Below are 12,699 nucleotides of genomic sequence, written 5' to 3'. Positions count from 1 at the left end.
GCCACCGCGACCGCGCCCCGCCCGAGCCGCAGCGGATCGCCTACGGCGGCCATCCCGACCAGTTCGGCGAGCTCACGGTGCCGGAGGACCGGCCGCTGCCGCGGGCGATCGTCGTCGTCGTGCACGGCGGGTTCTGGCGGGCCGGCAGCGATCTCGGGCTGATGCGCCCGGTGGCGGCCGCGCTGGTCGCGGCCGGGTTCGCCACCTGGAACGTCGAGTACCGCCGGGTCGACGCGGGCGGTGGCTGGACGGCCACGTTCGACGACGTCGCGATGGCCGCCGACCACCTGTCCACCCTGCGCAGCACCCGGTTCGACCTCCGCAAGGTCTACGCGCTCGGGCATTCCGCGGGCGGGCACCTGGCGGCCTGGCTGGCCGCCCGGCCGGGCCAGCAGCCCGGTGACCCGGGTGCCGATCCGGTGGTGCGGATGGCCGGCGTCGTCCCGCTGGCCGGTGTGCTCGATCTGGCCGCGGCCGCCTCCCTGGGCGACAGCGCGGTGGACGCCCTGGTCGGCGGCACCCCGCGCTCGGCGCCGGAGCGGTACGCGATCGCGAGCCCCATCCGCAGGGTGCCGCTGGGGGTGCCGTCGGTGTGCGTGCACGGCACCGCCGACGCGACCGTCCCGATCGCGCAGAGCGAGGCGTTCGTCGCCGAGGCGACCGCGGCGGGCGACTCCGCGGAGCTGGTCCGGGTCGAGGGCGCCGACCACGTGCAGCTCATCGATCCCGCGCATCCCGGCTGGGCCGCGGCGCTGGGTGCACTGGAGGGGCTCGTCGACGGGTGAGCCGGAATGGGCGGGTGCCGGGCGGCGTTGCGCGGGTACCATTCCGGCAACCGACCGCGCGAGACAGAGGCAGGCGATCACACCCTTGACCGGCACCGACCCCGGCTCCATTCCCCGGACCGACCTGCGGTCCGACGCGGCACCGGGCGGGACCGTCCGGTCGAAGATCTCCGTACCGGACACCGCGCTGCTCTCGCTGCTCGGCTCGCGCGACGAGAGCCTCCGTACCGCGGAGGACGAGCTGGCCGCCGACGTCCACGTCCGCGGCAACGAGCTGACCCTCTCCGGTGATCCCGGCGACGTCGCGTTCGCCGAGCGGGTCTTCACCGAGCTGATCACCCTCGCCGGGCGTGGCCAGCTGGTGGGGGCGGACACGGTGCGGCGCACCGTGGCGATGCTCGCCGACGCCGACGCCGACGCCGACGCCGAGTGCGGCCGGCTGGGCGAGTCCCCGGCGGAGGTGCTGAGCCTGGACATCCTGTCCCGGCGCGGCAAGACGATCCGCCCGAAGACGCTGAACCAGAAGCGCTACGTCGACGCGATCGACGCGCACACCGTCGTGTTCGGGATCGGCCCGGCCGGTACCGGCAAGACCTACCTGGCGATGGCGAAGGCCGTGCAGGCGCTGCAGGCCAAGCAGGTCAACCGGATCATCCTGACCCGGCCGGCGGTCGAGGCGGGGGAGCGGCTCGGCTACCTGCCGGGCACCCTGTTCGAGAAGATCGACCCGTACCTGCGGCCGCTCTACGACGCGCTGCACGACATGATCGACCCGGAGTCGATCCCCAAGCTGATGGCCGCCGGGACGATCGAGGTCGCGCCGCTGGCGTACATGCGGGGGCGCACGCTCAACGACGCGTTCATCATCCTGGACGAGGCGCAGAACACCACGCCCGAGCAGATGAAGATGTTCCTCACCCGGCTCGGCTTCGGCTCGAAGATCGTGGTGACCGGTGACATCACCCAGGTCGACCTGCCCGGCAACGCCCGCTCCGGGCTCGCCGTGGTGCAGGACATCCTGGAGGGCATCGAGGACGTGCACTTCTCCTACCTCGACAGCGCCGACGTCGTCCGGCACCGGCTGGTGTCCGACATCGTCGACGCCTACGCCCGGTTCGACGCGGTGTCCGAGCGCCGCGCGGCGGTGAACGCCGGGAACGGGGCGCCGCGCAACGGTCCGCCGACCCGGCACGGCGGGCGCCGCCGATAGTGTCGGACCACCCGTCTACGCTGGCCGGGAACCAGACGGACGAGACGGTGGGGACGGGGCGACACGGGTGAGCGTCGAGGTCGTCAACGAGTCCGGGATCGCGATCGATGAGGCACAGATCGTGTCGGTCGCCCGGTACGCGTTGGACGCGATGAAGGTGAACCCGGCCGCCGAGCTGGCGGTCACCGCGGTCGGCCTGGACACGATGGAGGAGCTCCACGTCCGCTGGATGGAGGAGCCCGGCCCCACCGACGTGATGGCCTTCCCGATGGACTCGCTCGCCGAGGACGGCCGGCGCCCCGATGCGCCGGATCTCGGCCCCGCCCTGCTCGGCGACGTCGTGCTGTGCCCGGCGTTCGCCAGGGACCAGGCCCGCAAGGCGGGCCACACCCTGGCCGACGAGCTGCACCTGCTGACCGTGCACGGCATCCTGCACCTGCTCGGCTACGACCATCTCGAACCGGAGGACGAGCGCGAGATGTTCGCGCTGCAGAACCGGCTGCTGGTCCGCTGGCGTGACGACCGGGCCCAGCTGCGGGCCCGGGAGGCCCAGCGCCGCAGCGACGACCGGCTGCTCGGCGCCGCCGGTTTCGAGGAGGAAACGGGCCGGTGACCGTACCGTCCGACCCTGATCACGCGGCTCCGGAGGACCAGTGACCACCGTCTGGCTGATCGTCGCCACACTTCTTCTCGTTCTGCTGGCCGGGGTGTTCGCGGCCGCCGACTCGGCCCTGATGTCGATCTCGCGGGCCCGGGTCGAGGCGGTCGTGCGCAGCGGCCGGGCCGGCGGCAACGCGCTGTCGGCGGTCGTCGCGGACCGGCCGCGGCACGTCAACCTGCTGATGCTGCTGCGGGTGACCTGCGAGACCGTCGCCGTCATCCTGCTCGCGGTCGCGCTCGCTCCGCTGTTCTCCGCGCCGTGGATCGGCCTCCTGCTGACCGGGGTGATCATGGTGATCGCGAGCTACGTGCTGGTCGGCGTCGGCCCGCGCACGCTCGGCCGCCAGCACCCGTACCGGATCGGGCTGCTGCTCGCGGCGCCGATCCGGGCGCTCGGCACCGTGCTGTCCCCGCTGGCGAAGCTGCTGATCCTGCTCGGCAACGCGATCACCCCCGGCCCCGGCTTCCGGGACGGGCCGTTCTCCACCGAGGTCGAGCTGCGCGAGCTGGTCGACATGGCCAGCAACCGGGGCGTGGTCGACGAGGGCGAGCGCAAGATGATCCACTCGGTGTTCGAGCTGGGGGAGACCCCGGTCCGGGAGATCATGGTGCCGCGGCCGGACGTGGTCTGGGCCGAGCGCGACACCCCGGTCGACAAGGTGCTCCGGCTGGCCCTCAAGAGCGGCTACTCGCGGATCCCGGTGCTCGGTGAGGGCATCGACGACGTGATCGGCGTCGCGTACCTCAAGGACCTGGTCCGGGCCCGGGACGACGCGCAGTTCCGCGGCGCCCCGCAGAAGTCGCTGCCCGAGATCCTCCGGCCGGCCGCGTTCGTGCCCGACTCCAAGCGCAGCGACGAGCTGATGCGCGAGATGCAGCGCACCCGCAACCACATGGCCGTCGTGGTCGACGAGTACGGCGGCACGGCCGGTGTGGTGACGATCGAGGACATCCTCGAGGAGATCGTCGGGGAGATCACCGACGAGTACGACACCGAGGAGATCCCGGAGGTCGCCGAGGTCGACGACGGCGCGTTCCGGGTGGCCTCCCGGCTGCCGGTCGAGGACCTGGAGGAGCTGTTCGCCGGGCGCTTCCGCGGCACCCCGCGGGAGGAGGAGCTGCGCCGGGCGCTGGAGACGGCCGACGTCGACACCGTCGGCGGCCTGCTCGCCCAGCGCCTGGGCAAGGTGCCGCTGCCCGGCGCGGTCGCCGAGGTGGAGGGCCTGCTCCGCCTGGAGGGCGAGGGCGGCAAGGACGCCCGCGGCCGGATCCGGATCACATCGGTGCTGGTCAGCCCGCTCGAACCGGTGGCAGACGACGACGAGACCACGCCCGCGCAGCCCGACGACGGCCCCGATCCGGCCGCGGGCGATCCGGCGGAGCACAGCGGCGCGGTCCGCGCCGACCGGGCGTAAGACCCCGGCACGGCCCGGACCGGCCGTGCGGACGAGCAGCACAACGGCCCCGCCCGCCGCGGGACCGGAGGAGGAACCGATGGCTGGAAGCGACCGCGACGGCGCCCCGGGGGCGATCCCGGCCGGTGCCGGACTGCCCCCGACACCGTCCTACGACCTGGTGGTCGTCGGCGGCGGCATCGTCGGCCTGGCCACCGCGTTCGCCGCGACCGCCGCCGGGCTGTCGGTCGCCGTCGTCGAGCGGGAGCCCCGGCTGGCGAACCACCAGACCGGCAACAACTCGAACGTCATCCACTCCGGTCTGTACTACGCGCCCGGCGGCTACAAGGCCCGGCTCGCGGTCGCCGGGTGCGCGGAGACGGTCGCGTTCTGCCGGGAGCACGACCTGCCGCACCAGGTGTGCGGGAAGCTGGTCGTGGCGACCGAGCCCGCGGAGCTGCCCCGGCTCGACGAGCTGGCCCGCCGCGGCGACGCGAACGGGGTGGAGAACCACCGGCTCGACGAGCACGGGATGAAGACCTACGAGCCGGACGTCCGCGGCCTCGCCGCGCTGTGGGTGCCCTCCACCGGCATCTGCGACTACCGCGCGATCGCCGAGAAGCTGGGCGAGCTGGTGGAGAAGGCGGGCGGCGAGGTGCACCTGGGCCGGGCCGTCACCGGGTTCGCCCGGCGCCCGTCCGACGTGGTGGTCCGGACCTCGCAGGGCGATCTGCTCGGGAAGCGGGTCGTGGTCTGCGGCGGCCTGCGCTGCGACGAGCTGGCCACCCTGGCCGGCGCCGATCCGGGCGTGCGCATCGTCCCGTTCCGCGGCGAGTACTCCGGGTTCTCCGAACGGGCCGCGTCGCTGGTCCGCGGCCTGATCTACCCGGTGCCCGATCCGGAGTTCCCGTTCCTCGGGGTGCACGCCACCCGCGGCATCGACGGCCACGTGCACGCCGGGCCGAACGCCGTACTGGCGATGGCCAGGGAGGGCTACGACTGGCGCACGATCCGGCCCGCCGAGCTGCTCGGCACCCTCACCTACCCCGGCATGATCCGGATCGCCCGCAAGCACTGGCGCTACGGCATCGGCGAGGTGCAGCGGTCGCTGTCCCGCCGGGCGATGGTCCGCCAGATCCAGCGGATGCTCCCCGACGTGACCGCGGAAGACCTGCACCCGGCCGGCGCCGGCGTCCGGGCGCAGGCGGTGAAGGCCGACGGCACCCTGGTCGACGACTTCCTGTTCCTCGACCAGCCCGGCCCGGACGGCGCCGGCGCGGCCGGGTCCATCCTCCACGTGCTCAACGCGCCGTCCCCGGCGGCGACCGCGGCCCTGCCGATCGGCCGGGAGATCCTCGGCCGGCTGGGTGCCGCCGCGTGACGCTCCCGACCTCCCCGGAGGGTTTCCGGTCCGGCTTCGCCTGCTTCGTCGGCAGGCCGAACGCCGGCAAGTCGACGCTGACCAACGCGCTGGTCGGCCGGAAGGTCGCGATCACCTCCAGCCGGCCGCAGACCACCCGGCACGCGATCCGCGGCATCGTGCACCGCGAGGACGCCCAGATCGTCCTGGTCGACACGCCCGGTCTGCACCGGCCGCGGACCCTGCTCGGCTCCCGGCTGAACGACGTGGTGCGCGAGACCTGGGCGGAGGTCGACGTCGTCGGGTTCTGCGTCCCGGCGAACGAGAAGGTCGGCCGCGGCGACCGGTTCATCGCCGAGGAGCTGCGCAAGGTCGCCGTGCACACCCCGGTGATCGCCGTCGTCACCAAGACCGACCTGGCACCGCCGGAACAGGTGGCGGAGCGGCTGGCCGAGGTCTCCGGGCTGATGGATTTCACCGAGGTCGTCCCGACCTCGGCGCAGTCCGGGTTCCAGGTGTCGCTGCTCGCCGATCTGCTGGTCGCGCAGCTGCCGGAGGGCCCGCAGCTCTACCCGGACGGCGACCTCACCGACGAGCCGGAGGAGACCCTGGTCGCCGAGCTCATCCGGGAGGCCGCCCTGGAGGGGGTGCGGGACGAGCTGCCGCACTCGATCGCGGTCACGGTCGAGGAGACAATCGAGAAGACGAACCTGCTGGAGATCCACGCGATCGTCTGGGTCGAGCGGTCCAGCCAGAAGGGGATCGTGATCGGCCGCGGCGGTGCCCGGCTCAAGCAGGTCGGTTCGGACGCCCGGCGGCAGATCGAGCGGCTGCTCGGCACGAAGGTCTATCTCGACCTGCACGTGAAGATTGCGGAGAACTGGCAGCGCGACCCCAAGCAGCTGCGCAAGCTCGGCTTCTGAGCCGAGCCTGCGCGCCGGGCCGCGGGGCAGCGCCTACGCTGGGTGCATGGCCCAGCTGTACCGCGACACCGGGATCGTGTTGCGTGTGCAGAAGCTCGGCGAGGCCGACCGGATCGTCACGATGCTCACCCGGCAGCGCGGGAAGATCCGGGTGGTCGCCAAGGGTGTGCGCCGCACCCGGTCGCGCTGGGGGGCGCGGCTGGAGCCGTTCAACCACGTCGACGTGCAGTGCTACACCGGCCGCACGCTCGACGTCGTCACCCAGGCCCAGACCGTCGACGCGTTCGCCCCGGCGATCGTCGCCGACTGGTCGGCGTACTCGTGCGGCTGCGCGATCCTGGAGACCGCCGACCGGCTGGTCTCCGAGGAGGGGGAGCCGTCGCTGCGGGTGTACCTGCTGCTGCTCGGCGCGACCCGGGCGCTGGCCGACGGCCTGCGTGAACCGGCGCTGGTGCTGGACGCGTTCCTGCTGCGCGCGATGAGCCACGCCGGCTGGGCGCCGTCGCTGTCGGACTGCGCGCGCTGTGCGACACCGGGCCCGCACCGGGCGTTCACCGTCGCCGGCGGCGGGATGGTCTGCCCGCGCTGCCGGCCGCCCGGGTCGGTCACCCCGGCCGCCGAGACGGTCACGCTGCTGGAGGCGCTGCTGCACGGTGACTGGACGGTCGCCGACGCCTCGGCCGACCCGACCCGCCGCGAGGCCAGCGGCCTGGTCGCGGCCCACCTGCAGTGGCACCTGGAGCGGCAGCTCCGTTCGTTGCCGCTGGTGGACCGCAGGCCCCGGACCCGTCCCGGGCCGGATCCGGTTGCGCCGCAGCGCCCGCCGGAAGGCCTCCCGGCGGCGTCGAACGGTCCGGCCGGTGCCCGGCCCGCCGACGGTGGACCGCCGGTCGCGTATCGTGCCACATCCGCCGACTCCACCGGGTGATCCGGGCTTCCGCCGGGCAACCCCGCTCCGCCGCTCGTTACGCTCCCGTGATCGAAGCTGACCGATCGGATCCGACGGAGAGGCGCACGTGACCCCACCACCCCACACCCGGGACGGCCGGGACGACGCGGCCGCGACCGAGCGCACCCGCCGGCTCGCCGCTGCGACCCAGCGGCTGCCGGTCGCGCCCACCCAGCTCATCCCGCTGCGGACCGAGCTGCTGCCCGAGTCCCCGCCGGACGGCCCGACGCGGGCGATGCGCCAGGTCCGGGCCCGCACCGAGGACGGCGCCTGGCCGGCGATCCCGATGCTGCCGGTGATCCGCCCGGAGGACAGCGAGCCGCTGTCCGAGGTCGACCGGGCCCGCGGCCGCCGCGGGATGCGGGAGCTGCGGGAGACCGTGGAGCGGCTGGAGGACTCGGAGGTGCCGGCCTGGCCGGTGCGCGAGGAACCGGACGAGCAGTTCCGGATCTGAGCCGTCCCGGGGGCCGACGTAGGGTGCAGGACGTGCCGTTCCAGCCTCCCCCACCGCACCCGTCCGGCGCGCGGCCCCCGGCGATCCCGGCGGCGCTGGTACCGCGCCATGTCGCCCTCGTGATGGACGGCAACGGCCGCTGGGCGAACGCCCGCGGCCTGCCCCGCACGGAGGGCCACAAGCGCGGCGAGGCATCGCTGATGGACGTCGCCCGCGGCTGCATCGACATGGGTGTCGGCTGGCTGTCGGCGTACGCGTTCTCCACCGAGAACTGGCGGCGCAGCCCGGACGAGGTCCGCTTCCTGATGGGCTTCAACCGGGACGTGATCCGCCGCCGGGTGGATGAGATGGACGCGATGGGCGTGCGCGTCCGCTGGGCGGGCAGGCGGCCCCGGCTGTGGCGGTCGGTGATCAAGGAACTCGAGGTCGCCGAGCAGCGGACCCGGCACAACGACGTCCTGAACCTCACGATGTGCGTGAACTACGGCGGCCGGGCGGAGATCGTCGACTCGGTCCGGCAGATCGCCCGGCTCGCCGCCGAGGGGCGGATCAACCCGGACAAGATCGACGAACGGATGCTGGCCCGGCACCTGGACGAGCCGGACATGCCCGACGTCGACCTGTTCGTGCGGTCGTCGGGGGAGCAGCGGACGTCGAACTTCCTGCTCTGGCAGAGCGCGTACGCCGAGATGGTATTCCTGGACACGCTGTTCCCGGACTTCGACCGCCGGCACATCTGGCAGGCGATCGAGATCTACGCCCGCCGGGACCGGCGGTTCGGCGGGGCGCAGGACAACGCCGGCACGGCGGACGGGGTGCGGAGCCAGTGACCGACGCGGTGATCACCGGGATGCTCGGGACGGCCCGGGCGGCGCTCGAGCGGTTCCACGACGTCGTCGTCGACGACGACGGTGCGCTGACCTTCGCGCACGGCGGCGTGCTGTGCGTCGTGCAGGGCACCGAGCTGGAGGAGGGCCTGCCGGTCCTCAACATCACCTGCGTGGTGGCGTGGGACCTGGCCGATCCGGACGTGCCGTCGCGGGTCGGTCTCGGCGTGGGGGAGGGCCTGTTCGGGACCCCGCGGGTGGTGCGCGGCGAGCGCGGCTGGGACGTGACGCTGCGCTATGCGTTCCCGGCGTCCGGCCTGGCCGAGGCGCCGATGGGCACGCTGCTGATGCTGGTCGTGTCGTCGGCGTCGAGCATGCGCGCAGAACTCGTGGACGACTGAACTCGTGGACGACTGAGCTGTGTGACGGCCGGGCCGGTGGCCGGGCCGGTCGCCCGGCCCGGCCCCGTCCTCACCGCTTGCGGTTGGTGCCGAGCTCCTCGGCGATCGGGTTGACCGGGTCGACGTCCTTGGTCGCCTCGGACAGGCCCGGGTGGGTGTGCCGGGCGCGCCGCTGGGCCCGCAGCTGCTCGGTCTCCTCCCGCGACTCGTCGGCGGTGTCGACCGCGGCGACGACGTCCGTGACCGAGCCGTAGTCCGCGGCCGGGACGGCCCGGATCGCCTCGACGGTCGCGGCGTCGGCGCCGTTGCGCTCCGCCCCGGCGGCGAGCTCGTCCTTGCCGGCCGGGAACGTGACGCCGTCCAGCGCGGTGTGGACGGCGTCGGGGGTGGTCGTGCGGGTCGTCATCTGGGGACTGCCTCCTCGTCGGCGATCGTGCTCGTCGACAGGAGGGTTACCGGTGTGCGGCGATCCATGCACCGCGGGCGTCACCCGGTGGCGGGGCTCTCCCCGTCGGCCGGTCCGGCCGCCTCCGCCTCGCCGGCGAGATGGACCAGCGGCAGCGCCGAGAGCTGGGCGGGCGTCATGTCGTGGGCGACGCCGAGCACGTCGTTCTGCGACTTCGTCATCCGGGCGTCGACCAGCCCGGACAGCCCGTAGGCGACCCGGCCGAGCAGGCGGACCGTGGTCTCGTCGACCAGCGGCCGCGGGGTGGAGACGATCGCGACGCCGCGCGGGGTGCCGTCGTTCGACTGGGCGACCCCGATCGAGTACGACTCGCGCGGGTTCACGTGCCGCGACGCGTAGTGGTCGCGCAGCTTGACCACCATCTCGTGGAAGTCGCCGACGTCGCCGTCGAGCTCCAGTTTCTCCAGGTCGGCCTTGGTGAGGGTCTTGGTGCGGCCGGAGAAGCAGCGGACGTAGCCGATCACCGCCCCCGTCCACAGCGCCTCGACCAGGGCCGGATCGGCGTCCACCCGGACCGGGCCGGACTCCGGCCCGCCGAGTGCGGTCACCAGGTGCTCGCAGCAGCGCAGCACGTACTGCAGGTCCTCGAAGACCGCCGCGAGCTGTGCCAGCTCGCCGGACTCCGGGACGTCGATCCGCCGCACCGTGGTCGGTGCCGCGGGGGCACCGTCACCGGGTGCGCCGTCGTCGTGCGTGTCGGTCATCGTCGACCCCACCTCCGGTGGATCACGGTATCGGCGGGTGCCGCGGCACGGTGTCGCGTTATGAGACGTTCTGTGACCTGTGCCTCTCCGGGTGGCCACCGTGCCGCCGATCCGGCGGCCGGTGCTAGCCTCCTGCACCGAAAGGTCACGAGTGCCAGCGCGAAGCCCCGGCTTGCTGGCCGGCAACCCTCCTCCGCGGTGGGGTGCCCCGGGTGATGACCGGGCCGTCGCGAAACCCGCGCCGGCAAGCGCGGATCCGGCACCCGCAGCACGGCTGCCCCGGATCCTTGTGATCCGGAGGACGGACATGACCGCTGCCCTGCTTCACGACACCACCCGCCCTGCCGCCGCGCTCCCCGCGGTCACCGGCGCCGATCTCACCGTGCCACTGGTCGACGACGGGCCGGTCCGGTACTGCGATCTCGACTCGGCCGCCTCGACGCCCGCGCTGGCCGCGGTCACCGCGCACGTCGCGCAGGTGCTGCCCTACCACGGCAGCGTGCACCGGGGTGCCGGCTACACCTCGCGGGTCTGCACGTCGCTGCTGGAGAACGCGCGCGCCGACGTCGCCCGCTTCGTCCGCGCCCGGCCCGACGACGTCGTCGTGTTCACCCGCAACACCACCGACGCGCTCGGTCTGCTCGCCCGGGCGGTCCCGGGGCCGGTGGTGACGCTGGACCTGGAGCACCACGCGACGCTGCTGGCCTGGCGGCACGGCGAGCACCGGGTGGTCCGGGCCGGACGCACGATCGCCGAGACCCTGGACGCGCTGCGTGCCGAGCTCATCGCCCGCCCGGACGCCGCGCTGGTCGCCGTCACCGGGGCGTCGAACGTGACCGGTGAGCTGCTGCCGATCGCCGACGTCGTGGCGATCGCGCACGCCGCCGGTGCCCGGGTCTGCGTGGACGCCGCACAGCTCGCCCCGCACCGCAGGCTCGACCTGGCCGGCTGGGGCGCCGACTACCTCGCGCTGTCCGGGCACAAGATCTACGCGCCGTTCGGGGCCGGTGTGCTGGTCGGGCGCCGGGACTGGCTGGACGCCGCCGAGCCGCACCTCGCCGGTGGCGGTGCCGTGCGGTCGGTGGCGGTCGCCGGGGACCGCACCGAGGTGGCCTGGCTGCCCGCGCCGCAGCGGCACGAGGGCGGCACGCCGAACGTGCTCGGTGCGGCCGCGCTGGCGGCGGCCTGCCGCGCGCTGGAGCCGGTGATCGACGACGAGCTGCCCGCGCACGAGCGGGCGCTCGCCGCACGGTTGCACGCCGGGCTCGCCTCGGTGCCCGGCCTGCGCACGCTGTCGATCTTCGACGACGCGCCGGACCGGACCGCGACCGTCTCGTTCACCCTCGGCGATCTCCCGGCCGGGCTGGTCGCGGCCGCGCTGTCCGCGGAGCACGGCATCGGCGTGCGGGACGGCCGGTTCTGCGCGCACCCGCTGCTCGCCCGCTGCAACGACGGCGACGACGCCGTCCGCGCCTCGCTCGGCCTGCGCAGCACCGGGTCCGACGTCGACCGGCTGGTGGACGCCCTCGGCCGGCTGGCCCGGCGCGGCCCGCGATGGACCTACGCCGTCGTCGACGGCCGCTGGACGCCCACCCCGGACCCGCGCCCGCTGGACCCGTTCGGGCTGGGGGAGCGGCCCGGGCTGCCGGGCTGCGACCGCTGAGGGATCAGCCGCGGCCCGCCGAGCAGGCCCGGCACAGCCCGAAGATCTCCAGGGTGTGCGACAGGTCGGTGAAGCCGTGCTGCTCGGCGATCGACTGCGCCCACGACTCCACGGCGGGCCCCTCGATCTCCACCGCGGCGCCGCACCGCCGGCAGACGAGGTGATGGTGGTGGTGCTCGCTGGCGCAGCGCCGGTAGACGGCCTCGCCGGAGCCGGTCCGCAGCACGTCGACCTCGCCGCCCTCGGCGAGGGTCTGCAGGGTCCGGTACACCGTCGTCAGTCCGATGCCCTCGCCGGTGCGGCGGAGCTCCTCGTGGATCTCCTGGGCGGACCGGAAGTCCTCGATCCGGTCGAGCAGCGCGATCACCGCCGCCCGCTGCCGGGTCGCCCGGATGCCGCGCGGACCGGCCGTCGAGCGCTCGGCACGCTCGGTCTGTTCCACCCCGTCCTGCACCGCCTGATCGCTCACGAGTCCTCCTCCACGTGCGCCACCGCGTCCACCACGATGTGGGCGAGATGGTCGTCCACCAGGGAGTAGAGCACCTCCCGGCCCTTGCGCTCACCTTCGACCACACCCGCCGACTTCAGCACCCGCAGGTGCTGGCTGATCAGCGGCTGGGTGACGCCCAGCGCGTCGACCAGGTCGTGCACGCAGCGCGCGTGCTCCAGGAGCTGCAGGACGATCGCGATCCGCACCGGCGCCGCCAGCGCGCGCAGCAGGTCGCCGGCCGCCGCGAGGGTGCGCGGATCGCGGACCGGGCCGGGAGCCGGCGCGGGGTGGTGCTCCCCGGCGTGCTCGTCCGACCCCGGGGTCCGGGTGGTCTCCGCTGCGGCAGACATCGTGGTTCCGTCCCGTCCCCGGAGATGGCGGCCACACCCCCGGCGCTGATCGAGCCCAGCCGG

Annotated in this window: 15 protein-coding genes and 1 riboswitch; of the genes, 11 read left to right on the top strand and 4 right to left on the bottom strand. The window is 74.1% G+C overall.

What is annotated here, in order from left to right; all coding sequences use genetic code 11:
* Positions 1-77 precede the first annotated feature (77 nt).
* From ACVJO7_RS26295 to ACVJO7_RS26250, 10 genes are all read left to right on the top strand, one after another.
* Positions 78-785 carry an alpha/beta hydrolase gene (locus tag ACVJO7_RS26295; protein ID WP_491675089.1) on the top strand — a complete coding sequence of 236 codons (708 nt, stop codon included), beginning with the start codon at positions 78-80 and terminating at the stop codon, positions 783-785.
* Between the two features lie 124 nt (positions 786-909).
* Entirely contained in the window at positions 910-1,995 is a 1,086-nt protein-coding gene (locus ACVJO7_RS26290) for a PhoH family protein (RefSeq protein ID WP_491675170.1), read from the top strand.
* Between the two features lie 67 nt (positions 1,996-2,062).
* The gene (gene ybeY, locus ACVJO7_RS26285; RefSeq protein WP_491675088.1) at positions 2,063-2,608 is read left to right on the top strand and encodes an rRNA maturation RNase YbeY; all 546 of its coding nucleotides are present in this window, start codon (positions 2,063-2,065) and stop codon (positions 2,606-2,608) included.
* 40 nt (positions 2,609-2,648) lie between these two features.
* Positions 2,649-4,070 (top strand): hemolysin family protein, encoded by a 1,422-nt coding sequence (locus tag ACVJO7_RS26280; protein WP_491675087.1) that lies wholly within the window; start codon positions 2,649-2,651, stop codon positions 4,068-4,070.
* Between the two features lie 79 nt (positions 4,071-4,149).
* The gene (gene lhgO, locus ACVJO7_RS26275; protein ID WP_491675086.1) at positions 4,150-5,430 is read left to right on the top strand and encodes an L-2-hydroxyglutarate oxidase; all 1,281 of its coding nucleotides are present in this window, start codon (positions 4,150-4,152) and stop codon (positions 5,428-5,430) included.
* Positions 5,427-6,332 (top strand): GTPase Era, encoded by a 906-nt coding sequence (gene era / locus ACVJO7_RS26270; protein WP_491675085.1) that lies wholly within the window; start codon positions 5,427-5,429, stop codon positions 6,330-6,332. The genes lhgO and era overlap by 4 nt, the downstream gene beginning before the upstream one ends.
* A gap of 46 nt (positions 6,333-6,378) precedes the next feature.
* Complete coding sequence (gene recO, locus ACVJO7_RS26265) at positions 6,379-7,260, top strand: DNA repair protein RecO (RefSeq protein WP_344020184.1); 882 nt, start codon at positions 6,379-6,381, stop codon at positions 7,258-7,260.
* 88 nt (positions 7,261-7,348) lie between these two features.
* Positions 7,349-7,735, top strand: coding sequence for a hypothetical protein (locus tag ACVJO7_RS26260; RefSeq protein ID WP_491675084.1), 387 nt, complete (start codon positions 7,349-7,351; stop codon positions 7,733-7,735).
* Between the two features lie 32 nt (positions 7,736-7,767).
* Positions 7,768-8,565 carry an isoprenyl transferase gene (locus ACVJO7_RS26255; RefSeq protein ID WP_491675083.1) on the top strand — a complete coding sequence of 266 codons (798 nt, stop codon included), beginning with the start codon at positions 7,768-7,770 and terminating at the stop codon, positions 8,563-8,565.
* Entirely contained in the window at positions 8,562-8,963 is a 402-nt protein-coding gene (locus tag ACVJO7_RS26250; RefSeq protein WP_344020179.1) for a hypothetical protein, read from the top strand. The genes ACVJO7_RS26255 and ACVJO7_RS26250 overlap by 4 nt, the downstream gene beginning before the upstream one ends.
* A 70-nt stretch (positions 8,964-9,033) precedes the next feature.
* Here the strand turns inward: ACVJO7_RS26250 and ACVJO7_RS26245 are convergent, their stop codons facing one another.
* Entirely contained in the window at positions 9,034-9,369 is a 336-nt protein-coding gene (locus tag ACVJO7_RS26245) for a DUF2795 domain-containing protein (RefSeq protein WP_491675082.1), read from the bottom strand.
* An 80-nt stretch (positions 9,370-9,449) separates the two neighbouring features.
* Positions 9,450-10,133: a hypothetical protein gene (locus ACVJO7_RS26240; RefSeq protein WP_344020176.1), complete on the bottom strand. Its 684-nt coding sequence runs from the start codon at positions 10,131-10,133 to the stop codon at positions 9,450-9,452.
* Between the two features lie 143 nt (positions 10,134-10,276).
* Positions 10,277-10,390, top strand: a riboswitch (SAM riboswitch).
* A gap of 50 nt (positions 10,391-10,440) precedes the next feature.
* Here ACVJO7_RS26240 and ACVJO7_RS26235 point away from each other — a divergent pair.
* Complete coding sequence (locus ACVJO7_RS26235) at positions 10,441-11,796, top strand: aminotransferase class V-fold PLP-dependent enzyme (protein WP_491675081.1); 1,356 nt, start codon at positions 10,441-10,443, stop codon at positions 11,794-11,796.
* 4 nt (positions 11,797-11,800) lie between these two features.
* Here ACVJO7_RS26235 and ACVJO7_RS26230 read toward each other — a convergent pair whose 3' ends face one another.
* Positions 11,801-12,238, bottom strand: a complete 438-nt coding sequence (locus ACVJO7_RS26230; RefSeq protein ID WP_491675169.1) for a Fur family transcriptional regulator — start codon at positions 12,236-12,238, stop codon at positions 11,801-11,803.
* A 23-nt stretch (positions 12,239-12,261) separates the two neighbouring features.
* Complete coding sequence (locus ACVJO7_RS26225; protein WP_344020166.1) at positions 12,262-12,636, bottom strand: ArsR/SmtB family transcription factor; 375 nt, start codon at positions 12,634-12,636, stop codon at positions 12,262-12,264.
* Positions 12,637-12,699 lie beyond the last annotated feature (63 nt).

It is taken from the genome of Pseudonocardia sp. DxW (genome assembly GCF_058448985.1).
Note: the sequence above shows the minus strand (reverse complement) of the source record. Positions and strands in the feature narration are given on the sequence as shown.

Coding starts and splice junctions, on each gene's coding strand:
- lhgO (WP_491675086.1), top strand. CDS start 4,150: ATGGCTGGAAGCGACCGCGACGGCGCCCCGGGGGCGATCCCGGCCGGT.
- recO (WP_344020184.1), top strand. CDS start 6,379: ATGGCCCAGCTGTACCGCGACACCGGGATCGTGTTGCGTGTGCAGAAG.
- ACVJO7_RS26245 (WP_491675082.1), bottom strand. CDS start 9,369: ATGACGACCCGCACGACCACCCCCGACGCCGTCCACACCGCGCTGGAC.
- ACVJO7_RS26240 (WP_344020176.1), bottom strand. CDS start 10,133: ATGACCGACACGCACGACGACGGCGCACCCGGTGACGGTGCCCCCGCG.
- ACVJO7_RS26235 (WP_491675081.1), top strand. CDS start 10,441: ATGACCGCTGCCCTGCTTCACGACACCACCCGCCCTGCCGCCGCGCTC.
- ACVJO7_RS26225 (WP_344020166.1), bottom strand. CDS start 12,636: ATGTCTGCCGCAGCGGAGACCACCCGGACCCCGGGGTCGGACGAGCAC.